Origin of the sequence: Bradyrhizobium sp. 142, assembly GCF_023074015.1 — a bacterium.
Classification (GTDB): domain Bacteria; phylum Pseudomonadota; class Alphaproteobacteria; order Rhizobiales; family Xanthobacteraceae; genus Bradyrhizobium.
In genome coordinates this window covers 35,857-50,640 of record NZ_JADPKQ010000413.1, presented here as the reverse complement: position 1 = coordinate 50,640, position 14,784 = coordinate 35,857, and the positions used below count along the sequence as shown (strand labels likewise).

The following is a 14,784-nucleotide window of genomic DNA, read 5'->3' as shown; positions in this document are numbered from 1 at the left end:
GACGCGAGTGGTCAACAATTTGCATCGGCGTGCCAAGGCATTCGGCTTTGTTCTCCAGCCCTTGGAGCCGAAAGTAGTTGCTGCCGTTTCTTAGGAATCATTCTCCAGCGTCAGCTCTCCGATCTTGGCATGCAGCGACTTCACATCGACTGCGGGCGCGGCCGGCGGCCCGCCCCCTGGTCCGAAAATCCCGGAAGCATTGCCCTCAAGCTGCGATTTCCACGCCGTAATCTGATTGGGGTGAACGTCAAAATGCTCGGCCAGTTGGGCTATCGTCCGATCGCCTTTGACGGCGGCCAGAGCCACCTTCGCCTTGAAGGCCGGTGAGTGATTCCGGCGTGCTCGTCTGCTCATCGTCTCTCCTGATTCGCGGGCCTATCGTGCCCGTCGTCAGGCAGAAACTCCACTTAACGTCCTGTGCAGATTTCCGGAGCCGGCTCTACCCTCGCTTCGCCCTCTGTTGCCGCTGACGGAGATCAGAGCCTCAAGCAAGAGGTGGAAAAGATTGGGGCCGCCTATGCGGAGAACTTCAACAAGCAGAACGGAGCAGGAATTGCGGCGCTCTATGCAAACGGCGGCATGATGATTAACGCAGCCGGGCCTCACACGAACATCGCAGAGACATATGCAGGCGTGTTCAAAGCGGGGTTCGATCACAACGAGATAACCGTAGATCAGGTTTCGCCTGTCGGGCCTGACACCCTGATTGCAGTCGGTCAGTTCCATCTGACCGGCAAGAATGCATCTGGCGAGCCTATGGATTTCAAGGGACTTTGGACAGCGACGGACGTGCGCGAAGCCGGTAGTTGGAAAATTCGCGTGCTCGCGGCGTTCCCAAAAGCGCCGCCACCGAAAGACTAACACGCTCATCGTCTAGCATTCGTGATTGAATTATCGGAAGTCGCCTATGGAAGGCGGCTTCCATGTTTTGCGAAATTCGCGCCCAAACCTTTCACCCCGACATCGCTCTGTGTGGGCAACTTGGGGCGATCCCCCGCGTCTTAATGCAATCCCGCGCGGCATCCGCAACACGGAAGCTAGACACGCGATACGCTGATGCGCTGGGGCATGCCGCCGTCGCCCGGCACGCAGCTACCGCCTGACGTGCTAGATCGATGCCCCATAGGCGGACGCGCGTGGCGTGGATTTCGAGCGTCTCGCCTGACGATCGAGAGCACTTCGGGAGCTGCTTTCGATAATTGGCCTCTCAATCTCTTAGCGCCGATTAGACTTCGCTGAACTGAATACTGTCTCTTTCGCAGTCCGCCCTGAATGAGGCCCTCGCGTTTGCGTGCTCAAAGCAAAATGTTTTTCCTTTCTCAGTTGTCTCCACCCACCAATCTGATTTCTGATCGCGCGCAATCTGCGCAGCATGTGTCCGCAAGCGATCTAGCTCTCGTCCAGATGCTCTGACGACTATACAATATGTCATTAAGCCCCCTATCATGTTGCACACAATCCACCCAACGCCGTAATAGGCCGTAATAGAATGACGCTGGACGCTGTCCTAATCGGGGATGATCCCACGTTCGCGCTTATCCATTAGCGTCCGCTCGATGCGCTCGGCTTGTTCCTTGGTCAAATTGACCGCCAGACTGATCCCAACAACCGCTGGCCCCCTACGTTGCCGATCGTAAACCATCCAGCCCTTGAACCCCTGCCGAACCAAGAACCTGGATGGAGGAGCCCCCTTGTCGCGCTCCGTCATTGCCGATCCCGCATATTTATCATTCGAACCATCACCTCAATCCTTCAATGAGCGTCCTCCAGCCGAGCGCATCGTTCGCCGTTAGCAGCGATACGCCAAGCGTTGCCAAGTAGAAGGGCAATTCGCAATCGGGACGCGCGTTCATATTGCGGACAAACGAGGCGACCGCGTTCTTAAGATCGCCTCGGGTCGAGATGATCGAAGGCTCGTTGCTTGCACCCTCGACATATTTGTCGCGCGTCATCTCAATTAACAGGGAACGTTCCATTTCGCCTCCCCAACCGATGACTGCTTCCAATAGTGGAGTTGGAACGGAGTGGATTTGGCCTGTCTGTTCGAAAGGTGACAAACGGATGCCCTTTTGGTCGCAAGTGTGGGAATTGGGGCACAGACACACATCGCGACCGCGCCTGTCCGCGCCGGGCGCACGGCAGAAGGCTCTTTGTCTTCACACTCAATCTGGCTTGGTCAGATGTTTCAGTACGGCGTTACAGGCTTCCTCGGCCTCCGCGAACGTCTTGAATGGAGAGCCGCCGATCTTGATCGCGCCACGGCTCTGATCAACCGGGCGCCATGATGCCACATAGCCGGAGCGCCCGTGAAATCCGGGACCGGCGGGGCTCTCATATGTGATCACGAACGAAAAGTCGTCGCTGCTTGCGCTCCATATTTCCATGCGCTCGACGGCACGGTGGAATTGCAGGGACATCAACACGGCGTGCCCCGCACCGGCGCCCCGACAGGAACCTCAGCCTAGAGGGCGCGCAACTAACGCGGCCAGCCGCCTCTGAAATCCATCGATCTCCCTTATTGCATTCTGTCGCTCTGGTCCCTCGGGGAGTCGTTGCGCGGCTTTGCATAGGCTCGCCAGCATCTGCGTCATCTCTTGCAATTCGTGCTCGGATCTTCCAACCGCGCGTCGGCTCAACTTTGTGCCCCCACAGATCGAATTCAGTTGCCGCGCACACACTTGTCACGGATAACATTCTCAACGTTAAGTAGCGCCAATTTCCGGCTCTTACAAGTGTCGAATATGAGGGTCAGCCTCCGGTTTGCAGCATAGATCTACGGAGGAGTTTAGCTCTGCACGATATGACGCGAAGGAACCGCCCCAGTCTGCGCTATGGTTGTCTCATTTTGGCCGCGCCCTTCGCAACTGACCTGCCATGCAGTCGCGCCGCTCGCTTCTTCCTTATCCGCCGCGCACCGAGCAGTCGCTTCCGGCCGGGAACAAATGCTCTGAAGTCGCGTTAGCCGCCGCGTTCACGCGGGAGAATGGCGGGTGCAATCTGTCGATTACTATTTAAGGCAAGCCGAGGTCGCCTCCCGGTTCGCTCTTGCCGAGTCTGATCCAAAAAAAGCGCAGGCCATGCATATCTTGGCTCTGGAGTTTTTCGAGAAGGCCGAAGCGGCGAAGACCAAGCGGTCCCTCCCGCCAACCAGGTCGCCATCCGCTGACAGTTAGGTCGCATGTTCGTCGCCGTGGCAATGATGGTGGCGATCACGGGCGGCTTGGGATTGCTCATGCTAGCAGTCACGCTGGCGGCCCTCTGTGATTTCATGCGACGCTCTATTACTTCGGTATTCGAAACGGACTGTATCCGTTTTTGCTTTAGTCCGGTTGCTAACATCCGGTGCAGCTCAACGCATTGGCGGCGCCGCCTCAAACCATTGCGCACCCAGCGGCCGATCCTAAGGCTCACTGCAATCACCACGAGCGACATTGCCGCCTCTTGGATTTTTCACACCGCCTTGATTAGCAGTCACTATTCATTAGGCGTTGGACCTGAAGCGGAGTAGGACTCCTTTAGCAGGCAAGCGGATTTCTTGCCTGACAGCTGCCCAAAACGGCGACGCACCGAAGTCACCGCCTCCATTTAAATGGCAGCCAGTGCCGTTGATTGATCGGCAAACTCTTTCCAAAGTTGCTGTTCCAAAGATGTGAAGTGCACCCATCCCCGCAGTCTGCTGACCATGTCGCGCGCCGTCGGCTACCCGGTTAAAGGAGGAACAACATGAAAATGAGCAATGTAGTTCCCAATGCATTATCTGTGGCAAAGTACACTTATGTCGCGGCTACGATATGGGTAGCTCCGTCTGCTCTCATCAAATCGGCGCATCTCCTTGAAAGGATTGGACTCGCTGCGGTTGGAGGGGCGTGCGGCGTGTACGTGGCCGCAGCATTGATGCGCCTAGAAAACGAAATGTTTGGAAGCGGCTGGTTCATCTTGTTGATGATGCTCTACGGAGCTTTCAGCTTCTACATCGGCATCGATCTGCCTAGCGGTCCTGCTCAGGGATCGACTTCGAGACTCCCGGAAGAGCGGAACCGCGGTACCGATGCGGCTGAGATTTTTAGTGCGGTAGGCACATTCGTTGCCGCGATTGCGGCGTTTCTGTCTGTCAGCATGATTGTCCTTGATCAGGTCCTGTCTCAAGGTTCGATCATTCTGATCGCATGCTGTTGGGCGATTGGTTCTTCGCTTCAAATTGCGGGAGGCTCCATCGCTCGCAACGGCGTACTCGAAGATGATGGCGAGTAACTTCCGCTGCAATTGCACTGACGCCATTGGTCTCTTTTTGAGCGGCGCGACAGTGAGAGGCGCACGGACAAGTCGGAGCAAACGAAGCAAGTCATAGAACTGAGTAGTCAACGTATTGCCTGTTGCTCACGACCTCAAACCGTTTGCAGATTGTACAGAACATCCTCGCACGTGCTGCGACCGGTGAGCGCGATCAAAGCGAACTGCGGCGTGCGGCATTAGCAAACGTCAACGAAGGTAGCCGCTATGGCGGCGGCGTGCCGTAGCCAATGTGCGAGAATGACGATGAAACAGCGGTCCGATCGCGACGTAAAACAGTGGTTTTCAAATCCATTCCGGATCGCGAGTATCGAGCGGCTGTTACCGGCGGGCTCGTATGAAGTCATTACCGACGATGAGTTGATGGAAGGGCCCGTCAATGCCGCACTATCGGTGCGTCGCCACCAGGATGATGGTGCCTGCCGCTGAGTCTCGCTGGGATCTTGGCCATGATTGCGGGCCGCAACGTTCCTGAACTCGATCAGGATCAAACCGGCGGCAAGCACGATCGGCGGGAAGACCATGATCTCCTGAGCATGGTAAAGAGGAAACGCCGTTACCTGATTAGATTTGCCGCCGCTTACGATGTAGCGGATGCGGTGGTAGTTCGCTTGGAGGGGTGGGAGCCCGCCTTGGTCAATCGCGCCGGCTCGCCTCCTGGACGTAACTTCCGCTCTACAGCCGACTCCGGACATCTCGCCGCAACGCACTACTGACGTGTGATGTGCCTACAGCCCAAAACCGCGGCTGATCTCGCGCACAAGCCTGAGCGCCGCGTCACTATGTCGGCCATAGAAGAACGCCTGATCGAGCTGTGAAAGAATGGTCAGCCCAAATAGCGCGATAGCAATACCCTTAATCATAGTTGTGGACCGGGGTTGAACAATGCTGCGCAAGTTCAAAACGGCCCCCAGCCGCAGGTTGGGGAGACAGCCGGGGCCGGCATCCCCATTCCGTGTGCCGCAATCGACGGTAATCGGCACGACCCAAGTTTCACACGCACAAGCTAACAAACTATTTCGCGGTCCGGCGCCGGACCGGCGCACGAGCTGTCGTTCAAGCTCCGCGAGATGAACGAAGGTTAAGGCGGCGTACCGGCAGGTTCCACTCCCAAACCAGCCGAGAATGCCTATTTTTCCCGCATGCGTTCATTTGAGTTTTGCCTGCCGACCAAGGGCACAACAGTCCCGGACGGCCCCGATTGGCTTCACCAAGTAAAATACGACGGGTATCGCCTCCGCTTGGAGCGCGACGGCGACCGCGTGCGCCTGATCACGCGCGGGGGCCACAATTGGACCAGCCGCTATCCCTGGATCGTCGAGGGCCGCGCGCAAGATCAGGCAGAAACACTTTGTGCTCGACGGCGAAGCGGTCGTGCTTGGCGTCGATGGCATCTCCGATTTCAATGCCCTTCACTCCCGCAAGCACGATCACGAGGTGCAGTTTTGTGCTTTCGATATTCTGGCCGAAACGGCCTCCGCATGCTCCCCTGTCGATGCGGAAGACGAGCTTGGAGCGCCTGCTGGCGCGGCGTGCCGAAGGTATTGGACCAATATCGGAAGTGACAGAATTAACGTACAATGGATGCCGCGCGTGATGTCAAAGGGGGCGGACAATGACCAATCGACTCTTATTCACTGCGGCTCTGGTTGCATCCACGGCGATCAGCGCGAGCGCCGCATCGGCGCATCATCCAGGCATCGGCGGCATCGGTGGTGCCGGCGGCATTTTCACCATCGGCGCTGGCACCCTCGATCAGGGCCAGTTCGCGTTTTCCGCGTTCGTTGACTATCTCCGGCTAAAGCAACTGAGCAATCCAACTCTGCTCGCCAATATCGGTAACGACGTCCATGGGTGCGCCGCACCGGTATTCTCGAAGGCGTGCAGGAGGATCCGGCCGACGGCGCCTCCGTCCGTGACCGCGGCAACACATCGGGGTTTGGCGATGTGACCGTGCTAGGCCAATATCGCTTTCTGAACAACCGGGTGAGTGGAACGCAGGCGGCGGTGCTGTTCGGCGCCAAGGCCCCGACGGGCGCGACCAACCTGGTCGATCCATTTGGGGAAATCTTCGAGGCCGAGTTTCAGCCCGGATCGGGGTCTTGGGATGGCTTGTTCGGTGTCGCCCTCAGCCAGCAATTGTATCCCGCCTTGAGCTTTCACGCCAACGTACTCGCGATTGCAACCGGGACCGGGACTCAAGACACCAATCTCGGCAACCGGTTTCTCTATAATGGCGCGTTGGCCTACCGACTGTTCGGCGAAACGGCGAGCGAGCCGCATTCCCATGACCCGCGTGCTGCCTATGCACATGCTGGTCACGATCGCTCGCGGATGGTGACCAAGACCCCCATGGTGGCCGCTCCGCACGGTCATGTTGCCCTCGACGCTTTGCTTGAGATCAATGGCGAGTGGCACGACAAGCAGCGCACCTTCGGCATCGCCGATCCAAACTCAGGTGGCAACACGATATTCATTTCGCCGGGTCTGCGCCTGACGGTCGAGAACTGGTCGAGCTACGTGATGGTCGGCATTCCGGTCGTTAACGACTACAACGGAATTCAAGCAACCCCGACATGGCGCGTTTTGGCTGGAGTCTCCGCCGTCTTCGGGCCCTGATCCATATAGACCTAGCCTCCAACTAGCAGGCGTCCGTACTTTCTGTCGATGTGCTTGCTTGCACCTTTTCTGGGAAGGCGCAAAACATGTTACCCGCAGATTACGTTTTGCTTCGTGCCAAAGAGCCGACATCTGCATATTACCGCGCAAAATAATGGCCCCGACGCGTTGCACGTCGGGGCCTTTCAAGATCATCAGGCACGGGTACATCCGCCGGCCTTCCGATCCTTAAGTCGCCGATTACCGCATCCGATCCGGTGCAGAACGTGGCACCGCTGCGGCACCGATATGAACACATTGCGCCCGAAAGTGCTCGGCCTCAACCTCGGCCTTGCGCCAATCTGCGCGCCGCCGGTGCTCAGCCGCCAGCGCCTTGTGCGCCTCAAACTCCGCGATGATCCTATCGATCTCGGCGCCGTTCAGCGTGCGACGAATGCGCAACGCGGCCGCAAGTGCACCGAGAACATCCCTGTGAGGCCGCAACAGATCATCGGCCATGGTCTCGCAGAGACGGACAAACCGCTCGATCGCTTCTGCCGACCGACAAATCATCGACGCGTACTTGATCGTATCACTGATGGAAGGCACAGGTTCGCCGTCAAGCAGCATGCGCTCGGCGACCGAGGCCGCGACAAGTTCGATGCAACGGTTCAACACGTGCAGGTAGACATCGGCGGCAGCATCGCGCGGTTCGCCGTCTTGCGGCATCACATCCCGCAACGTATCGCAAAGCTCCGGCACGTCATCCCGATCATCACGCTTTCCATATGCAACACTGTAGCGCGGCCCCCAAACAAGGCCACCATAGTTGCCGTTCGGATCGGGATCGATGGTCGCTCCGCCGAGAGGCTTCCCGAGCAGCCGGGCGGCGAGAGCATGACCGCTTTCGTGGACGCTGATCCGCACGTCGTCATCCGCCGTGCGCCCGATCGCCGCAAGCAATTGGCCGTACCGCTCGATCTCCACATCGAGGCCGCTGCCGTTGTCGGTCGTGCCTCCGACGCCGGCAGCGGCCTCCGACCCGGCGAGAGCGGTCACAAACTGCGCGTTCCCTTCCTCGGCCGAATTGCGTTCAGACATTACCAAGCACCTTCCTGTGCCGCACGAGCATGCGCGCGTAGATCGCAGCGACGGTGTCATCGCCGGGCTGCGGCATCGCGCGGGCGATCATCTCGGCCACGGCGGCCGGGATGCGGTCTTCGTGTTTGGGGTCGATCAGCCAACCATCGATCCGATGCGTGATGAGGTGGGGCTCCCAGCCCGGCGGTGCGGCTTTCACGGCTGCACCATCAAGACGCGGTCAGGACCGCGATCAACCCGCTGGAAGTTCGCCGCGACCAGCACCGGATCGGGCACAACGGGGGGAGCGGGTTTCGCTGTGAGCTGGAGCTTCGGCGCCGGCTCCTCCGCGCGCGGCAGCGTGGCGGGTGCCCTGCCACAGACGATGGCATCGGCATGCGCGCGCAGCAACGTGCTGACCAGTTCCAGTGCCGATGGCACCTCCGCGCGACAGATTGCCATGAATTTGTCGAGCCCGAGCGCCTCGAAAACCACCGGCACGGCACGAGCCGTATACTCGGAGAGGCGCTCTGCGGTGCTGTTGAATTCCGCGCCGACTTCGGTCAGCTTGCGCACAAGAAGCTCGATCTCGGCGGCGGTCTCGGCACGCACCTTGCGATCCTCCATCTCAGTCTTGGTACGCTCAAGGGCCTCCAACTGCTGATCAACTTCCGTGAGAGCCGCCTTCAAGGTGGTGCTACGGTCCTGTGCGGCGCGCAGTGCGGCTTCCGCCTGGTCAAGGGCGGCGTCATCGCCAGTCAGCGCGGCTTGCCTCGCAGCAGCCGCGTGACGCGTGATCGCCTGCTCGAACTCGACGAGCTGAGCAGAAACGCGCTCGCGGTTTCTGCTGGCTGTGTCGATGTCGCGCTGCACCGTCTTTTCGGGATTGGCTGATTTAAATAGTGCCATTGCTTGGCCCCCAACTCCTGTTTGCCAGGATAAATCTAGGCAAACTTTAGGTGCGTCGCGCGGACTGATTTCCAACCAAATCCAATGGGCACAGCACCGCTGCCGTGAGCTGCTTGGTGCTTCTTATCCCGTTAGCCGTGTTTCCGGTATGCGGCCGAGAGCAGCCCAACGAGGGGACGGCGCGAAGGTCCGAGATGGGACAATAGCGGCCGTTGCGAGATACGCCTTCGGGCAGAAATGCGATAGGCTTGTATCTGCAATGGCGCGGCGCTCCGCGGTAGCCCGCAAGCGCCGTGGAGCGAGCGACCCATCGGTCACATCGGGAGGCTTTGATGCGCGTTGTTGTTTATGGCACCGGAGGCGCCGGCGGATATTTCGGCGCGCAATTGGCGCTGTCTGGTGAACAAGTGGTTTTCGTTGCGCGCGGCGAGCATCTCAAGGCGCTACGTGCCAAAGGACTGCGCCTGGAAACGCCCAAGGGCGACACCGTCATTTGCCCGGTCGAGGCGACGGACAATCCGGCGACGGAAACCAGCGCGGACGTCGTGCTTGTCGGCGTTAAGGCTTGGCAGGTGCCCGACGCGGCCCAGGCCCTTCGGCCCCTCGTCGACGGTGGCACATTCGTAGTGCCGTTGCAAAATGGCGTCGAGGCCGCATCGCAGCTTTCGGCCGTACTGGGCGCGGACCATGTACTTGGGGGCATGTGTGGGACACTGAGCTGGGTCGCGGGCCCGGGTCATATCCGCAGCGCCGGCGGCAACAATTTTATTAAGTTTGGCGAACTCGATAACCACCGCAGCGAGCGCGTTGAAAGATTGCGCGAAGCGTTTGCGAGGGCCGGAGTTCCTGTCGAGGTCCCTCCCAACATCGTCAAGGCGCTGTGGGACAAATTCCTGATGGTGACGTCGTTCGGTGGCGTCGGCGCTATTGCAAGGGCACCGATCGGCGTCACGCGATCTGTTCCGGAAACGCGCCGACTCCTTGAGCAGTGCCTCGAAGAAGTCGTGGCCGTCGCACGCGGGCGAAAAATTGCGATGTCGGTTACGGCAGTCGCCGACACCATGAAGTTCTACGATGGCCTGCCGCCCGGCGGCACTACCTCCCTGCAACGCGATATTGTCGACGGCAAGCCGAGCGAGCTGGAATATTGGAATGGAGCGGTGGTACGTCTCGGCCGCGAGGCACAAGTCCCCACTCCTGCTCACGCGCACATCTATGATTGCCTCTTACCGCAGGAATTGCACGCTCGCGGCAAAATCGCATTCCCGAGCTAGTGCGTCGTGCGCTCGTTTGTCCGAATTGGGTCACGAACCGAAAGGCTCGGACAGAGCATTATTGGTCGGCTTCGCAACCGAAACCTGATCCGCGAAGCCACCGGTCTTTACGTGCCTTCAGGCTGACCAAGTTGACAAGCCACCGCTTGCCCTCCCGACGGGCCTCGATCAGGCCACGCTCCGCCCACTTGCGGGCGGTCTCGTACTTGACGTCCGCGTCATGAGCGGCAGCCTTCAGCGGCAACCATTGTGCGGCCGGCTGTTCGAGCTGAGCGACCCTGGCTTCCAACTGAGCAAGCGTGCGCTGCAGAGCCGTAACGGCAGGGTGGTCATCGCCGTTCGGCGTCTCAGCGACTGCGCGGTGCGGCAGGCTATTCGTCATTCTAACCTCCTGTTACTTGGTAGGACCGTCTAAGCGCGGGATGGTTTGCTCAGCTCATCCAGCAGCTCGTAAACCTCGTCGCGCATGATTTCCTCGACATCCTGCCGCTCGCGCATTTCACAGGATGTTGCGATCTTGCCAGGGATCGACATGAGCCGTTCGCGCAGCACCGCGAACATCGTTTCCACCTCGCGCCGGAGGACCGCGAGGCTGACGTATTCGCGGCGCGCGACAGCGTTTTTAAGTTTGAGGGCGGCCGTCTGCTCCCGGGCAAGCGCGGCGCGCGCCTCTGACAATTTGAGCTTCGCTGCGAGATCGCCATGACCGCCCGTCACGGCTTGCCGATCTTTGATCAAAGCACGCGCGACTTCCCGAACGTCGTGTTCGCCACGCGGCTTTTTGGCTATAACGCCCCTTCTCACGGCATCATGGAAGGTGGTCCGGCTGATGCCGCACCAGCTACAAACTTCCAAAATCGTCGCCATACAAATGTGCACCCTTTAGAAAAACCTAGCTCTAGCCACCCCCAGGGCGGCCGCGCCACCCGCATCGGCCCCCTTGTAGGAAGAACCTTTTAGTCTCTATCCCGCCGGTCGGTCTGACCGGCGGGCGCCGCTACGTGCTGCCTTCGACTGCTAGGCGTTGGGCTTGGCTGCGAGGATCGCCGTTAACGTTTTGATCGCCAGCTCCATCTCATTCGTCCGATCACCGCAGTCCTCTCCGGCGAGCTTCAGGTATTCCCAGTATGCCGAGGCCGTCTCCAGTTCACTTTCCTCGGAGAACCCCTCAACGAGGTCATAAGCAAGAAAGGCGACCTGGTAGATGTCCGAAAGCACGTTCTTGATCTCTCGGAGCTTCGGCCGAGCTTGGAAGGCAGCACGGATCGACCCAGCAGACGAGCGCGCTCGCTTCTGGCCCGCAAGGATCGTCTCCGGCTGCTCGGTGATGCCGGTGGCGCACTGGTCGCCTTGGATTTCATTCATTGTCTAACCTCGTTGATGTTCACGCGTTGGTTTGCCTTCGGACTTAACGTCCGCCGCCACTACGATCAGTGCTCCGTTGTTGGACCTCCTTACTACCGCGTCGGCTTGGTGCCAGAAGGCCCAAAGCAAATGCGGCTATGTGTACCGTTGCGACGATCTCGCCGGCTCGCGAGCGCAGCTCGACGCCGCCGTGACCGATGACTGGCCTGACCCGAAAAACTCCTCTTTTTCTAAAACCTCTCTTTCTCTCCGCCTTTTCCCTTCCTCCTCTCCATTTCTCAATTCTTCCATTTAAGAGGATCAACAATGGTCATTACGGTCACAACAGCTCAAAACACGAATTAACCTAACGACTTCGGTCGGTGACCGTCTCAATGACCGTTTGCGGCTCATTGCCCTTCTCCGGGTCACTGGTCAGTGACCCGGAGCTTCTTGACCACCATCGTTCCGGTCATTCGTGACCCGCTCTGCGTGATGCTCGCGCATTTTGATGACGCTCTCGCGCGTGTCCCACGTTGCCGGGATCAGCGAGTTGACTTCGCGCTGCGGATCGGTCGCCTTGCCGACCTTGCCCTCGAACAGCCGGCTCTCGTAGGCGATCTTGTGATAGGCGAGCCCGGCCTTTTTGAGCGCGATGCCGCTGTAGTAGCGGCCGGTGCCGTCACGCATGTCGTCCCTGTGCGTGCAGACGCGCGGGTCGCCGATAGCCCTGAGCGCCTTGCCGATCGCCTCGTTGCTCGGCAGGCGTCGGTCCTCGCCCTTCAGTTCCATCCACCACGCCGAATGCGCCAGACAGAAGTCGGCGGTCTTGAGGCGGGCCATGGGATCGAACTCGACACACTCCTCCAAGAAGCCCGCCACGAGGTTGCTGTCTTGGTGGATGGCTTTGGCGGTCGCGGCGATGCTGTCGGTGCTGGCGATCGAACCGCGCGCCAGCGCCCTCTGAAGCCCGCCAATCGCCCAATTGAGCACGCCCGGCAGCTCGGTGGCGACCACGAACTCGCCGGGCTTGGAGAAGCCGCGCCGGATCGCCTCGGCGGCGGCGCCGATCGGCGCGGCCTCGACGAACGCTCTGGTCACTTCGATCACGATCATGCGGCTGACGATCGCCTTGGTCGCTTCCTTGAATTGCGGCTGGAAGTTGGTGGCCCAGAAGATCGGCGAGCGCACGATCTGCGTCGGCATCGGCCCATTCTTGATGTTGATCATCACCGGTTCCTGCGTGATGATCGATTTGACCGTTGCCGAGAAATGCCACTGGCCGCCGAAGGCTTCATGCAGCACCCACGGAGCCCGGCGCTGGAACGGCATCAGGCCGTGCGTGCCTTCGATGTTGCCGATGCCGGCGCCGATCGGATTGTTGCCGAACAGCCCGGTGACGACATCGAGCACGCCGGACTTGGCGCGGTTCTCGATCCCCCAGAACACGCACGCCTTTGACAGCGCACGCGGCTTCTTGTCGATCAGCGAACAGCCGACCAGCTCCTGCACCACCCCGACCAGGGCGTCACGCTCGTGGTCGGCCCGATCGCCAAACATGTCGGCCAGCATGGTCTGCCACCACGGGCACCTCGCCTCGGGGTCATAATCGACCTCGACGCGCCACGTACAGAAGTGATCCGGCCGCGCCGGCTCCAGCGCGCCCGACTTCGGATCGATCAGCCCGGAGCGCGTCGGGATTTTGCCGTGTTGGTCCCAGGGCAAGTCGCCGTCGCGCCACAGTTCGGGTTGACGCTCGATCCAGTTGCGGGTTTCGTTGATGAGCTTGCTGCCGCTCTTGAAGCTGAAGCCGGCGCAGATGTGCTCGATCCGGACGTTGAGCCATTGGTTCTCGACGCGCCGCTCCCAGACCCCGCCAGAGTAGAACCAAGCGCCGTGCTTGGTGTTGATGAGCGCCTCGCCATTTGCGCGGATATGCGCCAGCACGGCCTTGCCGAGCGTGATGTGCTCCTCGGCCTTCTTGATGATGGCCGGCATCAGCGCGTTGGCGCCGTCCGTCTGCGGCTTGCTGGCGCCGCCGTCGATCACGGTCAGCCGCTCGCGCCGCTCGACGCCGGCGCGCTCAGCGGCCTTGATCTTCTTCTCCTCGGGCGGATGTTTCTTGATCCAGCCCTCGCAGTCACGGCGGATGTTGCGCTCCTCGATGCGCCAGTTCCAGCGCACGCCATAGGAGCCGGCAGCGACCCTGGTCGCTGCCAAGATCACGCGCACCACCTCGTCGATGGGCGTGCCCGCGCGACAGCATCGAGGCCGCGCATTCGATCTGGGTCTGATGGATCGAGTTCTCGCCGCCGCCCATGTAGATCATGGCGTTCAAGCGCGCCTCGACATCGATCGGCGGCTTGATGCCCTGCATCTTTGCGTATTCGGCAAAGAAGTCGAAGTGGGTCTCGGCCACGGTGCGGCCCATCTCGCGGCCCTTGCGCAGCATGACCGGCGACTGCTCGGAGAGCCAGTCCTCCAGCTCTTCGAGGTCATAGCGCCGATCGGGGTGCAGCTCGATAATCTCGACGGGGGTGCTGGCGCCGTCCTTGCTGTTGTGCGAGCCGGGCAGCCGCACCACGCGCGAGACCTCGCACACCGCAAGATCGCCGGCCATGACATCGGCGAGCTGGCGATAGAACGCCTCCAGGCGGTCCCTGTTGTCCTGGGTGTCGACCGGTTCTTTGAAGAAATAATAGACGTGGATGCCGTTGCCGGAGAACACGATCGCGCTCGGCCGATACTTCAGCCGCTTGAGCTGCTTCAGCACCTCGCCGCGCGGGTCGGCGCCGAGTCCGTCGAAACCCTTGAAGTCGATGTCGACATGGCCGGCGTTGGTCTCCTTGCAATTCTCCTTCCTGCGGTGCTCCGTGTTCTCCTTCTGCGTGCTGATACAGAAGAACATGCCGCGGCCAGCCTTGTCCCACTTCTCCATGAAGCTGTTGACGTGGCCTGGATGGCGGCTGACGACGTGGCGCTCGGCGCCCGCGCCGCGCTCGTTGGAGAATGAGCAGGTATAGACCGGCCCCGTGGTGTTGGCGAACAGCGCTTTCAGAAAGTCGACAGGGCTGGCGAGCCGTGGCGCGTCACCATCCAGCCCACTGTTCTCCGCGCGGGGCAGGCGCTGTTCCCACGGCGCGAAGAGGGGCGCGCGGTCGATGATCTCGGTCACGCTGGCAGCGTAATCCTCGTAGTACTTTGTAAACGCATCGAATTGTGTGCTATTAAACATGCGTGGATTTCCCAAAGTTCACATGAAGATGAACCAAGCGCTCACTTGGTGTTC

The 14,784-nt window shown here is 60.2% G+C and carries 18 protein-coding genes and 1 pseudogene; 7 read left to right on the top strand and 12 right to left on the bottom strand.

From position 1 onward, the window contains the following. Positions 1–96 precede the first annotated feature (96 nt). Positions 97–354: pseudogene (locus tag IVA82_RS38070) on the bottom strand (transposase); the annotation flags it as partial. A gap of 141 nt (positions 355–495) precedes the next feature. On the opposite strand from IVA82_RS38070, the gene IVA82_RS38065 reads away from it, so the two are divergent. Next, positions 496–861, top strand: a complete 366-nt coding sequence (locus IVA82_RS38065; RefSeq protein WP_247385071.1) for a nuclear transport factor 2 family protein — start codon at positions 496–498, stop codon at positions 859–861. 878 nt (positions 862–1,739) lie between these two features. On the opposite strand, the gene IVA82_RS38060 is transcribed toward IVA82_RS38065, so the two are convergent. Next, positions 1,740–2,006, bottom strand: a complete 267-nt coding sequence (locus IVA82_RS38060) for a hypothetical protein (protein ID WP_247493810.1) — start codon at positions 2,004–2,006, stop codon at positions 1,740–1,742. A 156-nt stretch (positions 2,007–2,162) separates the two neighbouring features. Beyond that, entirely contained in the window at positions 2,163–2,417 is a 255-nt protein-coding gene (locus IVA82_RS38055) for a hypothetical protein (RefSeq protein WP_247385075.1), read from the bottom strand. Positions 2,418–3,723: 1,306 nt separating this feature from the next. Here IVA82_RS38055 and IVA82_RS38050 point away from each other — a divergent pair. The 3 genes from IVA82_RS38050 (at position 3,724) to IVA82_RS38040 (ending at position 5,006) form a co-directional block, all read left to right on the top strand. Then, positions 3,724–4,251: a hypothetical protein gene (locus IVA82_RS38050; protein WP_247385069.1), complete on the top strand. Its 528-nt coding sequence runs from the start codon at positions 3,724–3,726 to the stop codon at positions 4,249–4,251. Positions 4,252–4,536: 285 nt separating this feature from the next. Continuing rightward, the gene (locus IVA82_RS38045) at positions 4,537–4,719 is read left to right on the top strand and encodes a hypothetical protein (RefSeq protein ID WP_247385068.1); all 183 of its coding nucleotides are present in this window, start codon (positions 4,537–4,539) and stop codon (positions 4,717–4,719) included. A gap of 20 nt (positions 4,720–4,739) precedes the next feature. Next, positions 4,740–5,006 (top strand): hypothetical protein, encoded by a 267-nt coding sequence (locus IVA82_RS38040; RefSeq protein WP_247385067.1) that lies wholly within the window; start codon positions 4,740–4,742, stop codon positions 5,004–5,006. A gap of 12 nt (positions 5,007–5,018) precedes the next feature. On the opposite strand, the gene IVA82_RS38035 is transcribed toward IVA82_RS38040, so the two are convergent. Continuing rightward, positions 5,019–5,273, bottom strand: coding sequence for a hypothetical protein (locus IVA82_RS38035; RefSeq protein WP_247385066.1), 255 nt, complete (start codon positions 5,271–5,273; stop codon positions 5,019–5,021). A 159-nt stretch (positions 5,274–5,432) separates the two neighbouring features. Here IVA82_RS38035 and IVA82_RS38030 point away from each other — a divergent pair, with 159 nt between their 5' ends. Then, positions 5,433–5,855, top strand: coding sequence for a hypothetical protein (locus tag IVA82_RS38030; RefSeq protein ID WP_346658728.1), 423 nt, complete (start codon positions 5,433–5,435; stop codon positions 5,853–5,855). A 289-nt stretch (positions 5,856–6,144) separates the two neighbouring features. Continuing rightward, positions 6,145–6,909 carry a transporter gene (locus tag IVA82_RS38025; protein ID WP_247385065.1) on the top strand — a complete coding sequence of 255 codons (765 nt, stop codon included), beginning with the start codon at positions 6,145–6,147 and terminating at the stop codon, positions 6,907–6,909. Positions 6,910–7,149: 240 nt separating this feature from the next. Here IVA82_RS38025 and IVA82_RS38020 read toward each other — a convergent pair whose 3' ends face one another. The 3 genes from IVA82_RS38020 to IVA82_RS38010 form a co-directional block, all read right to left on the bottom strand. Next, on the bottom strand, positions 7,150–7,875 hold the full coding sequence (locus IVA82_RS38020) for a hypothetical protein (RefSeq protein WP_247385064.1): 726 nt from the start codon (positions 7,873–7,875) through the stop codon (positions 7,150–7,152). Positions 7,876–7,981: 106 nt separating this feature from the next. Beyond that, positions 7,982–8,188 (bottom strand): hypothetical protein, encoded by a 207-nt coding sequence (locus IVA82_RS38015; RefSeq protein WP_247385063.1) that lies wholly within the window; start codon positions 8,186–8,188, stop codon positions 7,982–7,984. Continuing rightward, a complete protein-coding gene (locus IVA82_RS38010) occupies positions 8,185–8,841 on the bottom strand; it encodes a hypothetical protein (RefSeq protein WP_247493809.1) in 657 nt (218 codons plus the stop codon). Before IVA82_RS38010 ends, IVA82_RS38015 begins: the two co-directional genes overlap by 4 nt. Positions 8,842–9,209: 368 nt before the next feature. Between IVA82_RS38010 and IVA82_RS38005 the strand changes: the two genes are divergently transcribed. Then, positions 9,210–10,151, top strand: a complete 942-nt coding sequence (locus IVA82_RS38005) for a 2-dehydropantoate 2-reductase (protein ID WP_247385060.1) — start codon at positions 9,210–9,212, stop codon at positions 10,149–10,151. A gap of 58 nt (positions 10,152–10,209) precedes the next feature. Here IVA82_RS38005 and IVA82_RS38000 read toward each other — a convergent pair whose 3' ends face one another. From IVA82_RS38000 to IVA82_RS37980, 5 genes are all read right to left on the bottom strand, one after another. Beyond that, a complete protein-coding gene (locus tag IVA82_RS38000) occupies positions 10,210–10,533 on the bottom strand; it encodes a hypothetical protein (protein ID WP_247385059.1) in 324 nt (107 codons plus the stop codon). 29 nt (positions 10,534–10,562) lie between these two features. Then, complete coding sequence (locus IVA82_RS37995; RefSeq protein ID WP_247385058.1) at positions 10,563–11,018, bottom strand: hypothetical protein; 456 nt, start codon at positions 11,016–11,018, stop codon at positions 10,563–10,565. Positions 11,019–11,168: 150 nt separating this feature from the next. After that, positions 11,169–11,516: a hypothetical protein gene (locus IVA82_RS37990; protein ID WP_247385057.1), complete on the bottom strand. Its 348-nt coding sequence runs from the start codon at positions 11,514–11,516 to the stop codon at positions 11,169–11,171. A gap of 414 nt (positions 11,517–11,930) precedes the next feature. Then, positions 11,931–13,721, bottom strand: a complete 1,791-nt coding sequence (locus IVA82_RS37985; protein ID WP_247385056.1) for a DNA primase family protein — start codon at positions 13,719–13,721, stop codon at positions 11,931–11,933. After that, entirely contained in the window at positions 13,636–14,730 is a 1,095-nt protein-coding gene (locus tag IVA82_RS37980; protein WP_247385055.1) for a RepB family DNA primase, read from the bottom strand. The genes IVA82_RS37985 and IVA82_RS37980 overlap by 86 nt, the downstream gene beginning before the upstream one ends. Positions 14,731–14,784 lie beyond the last annotated feature (54 nt).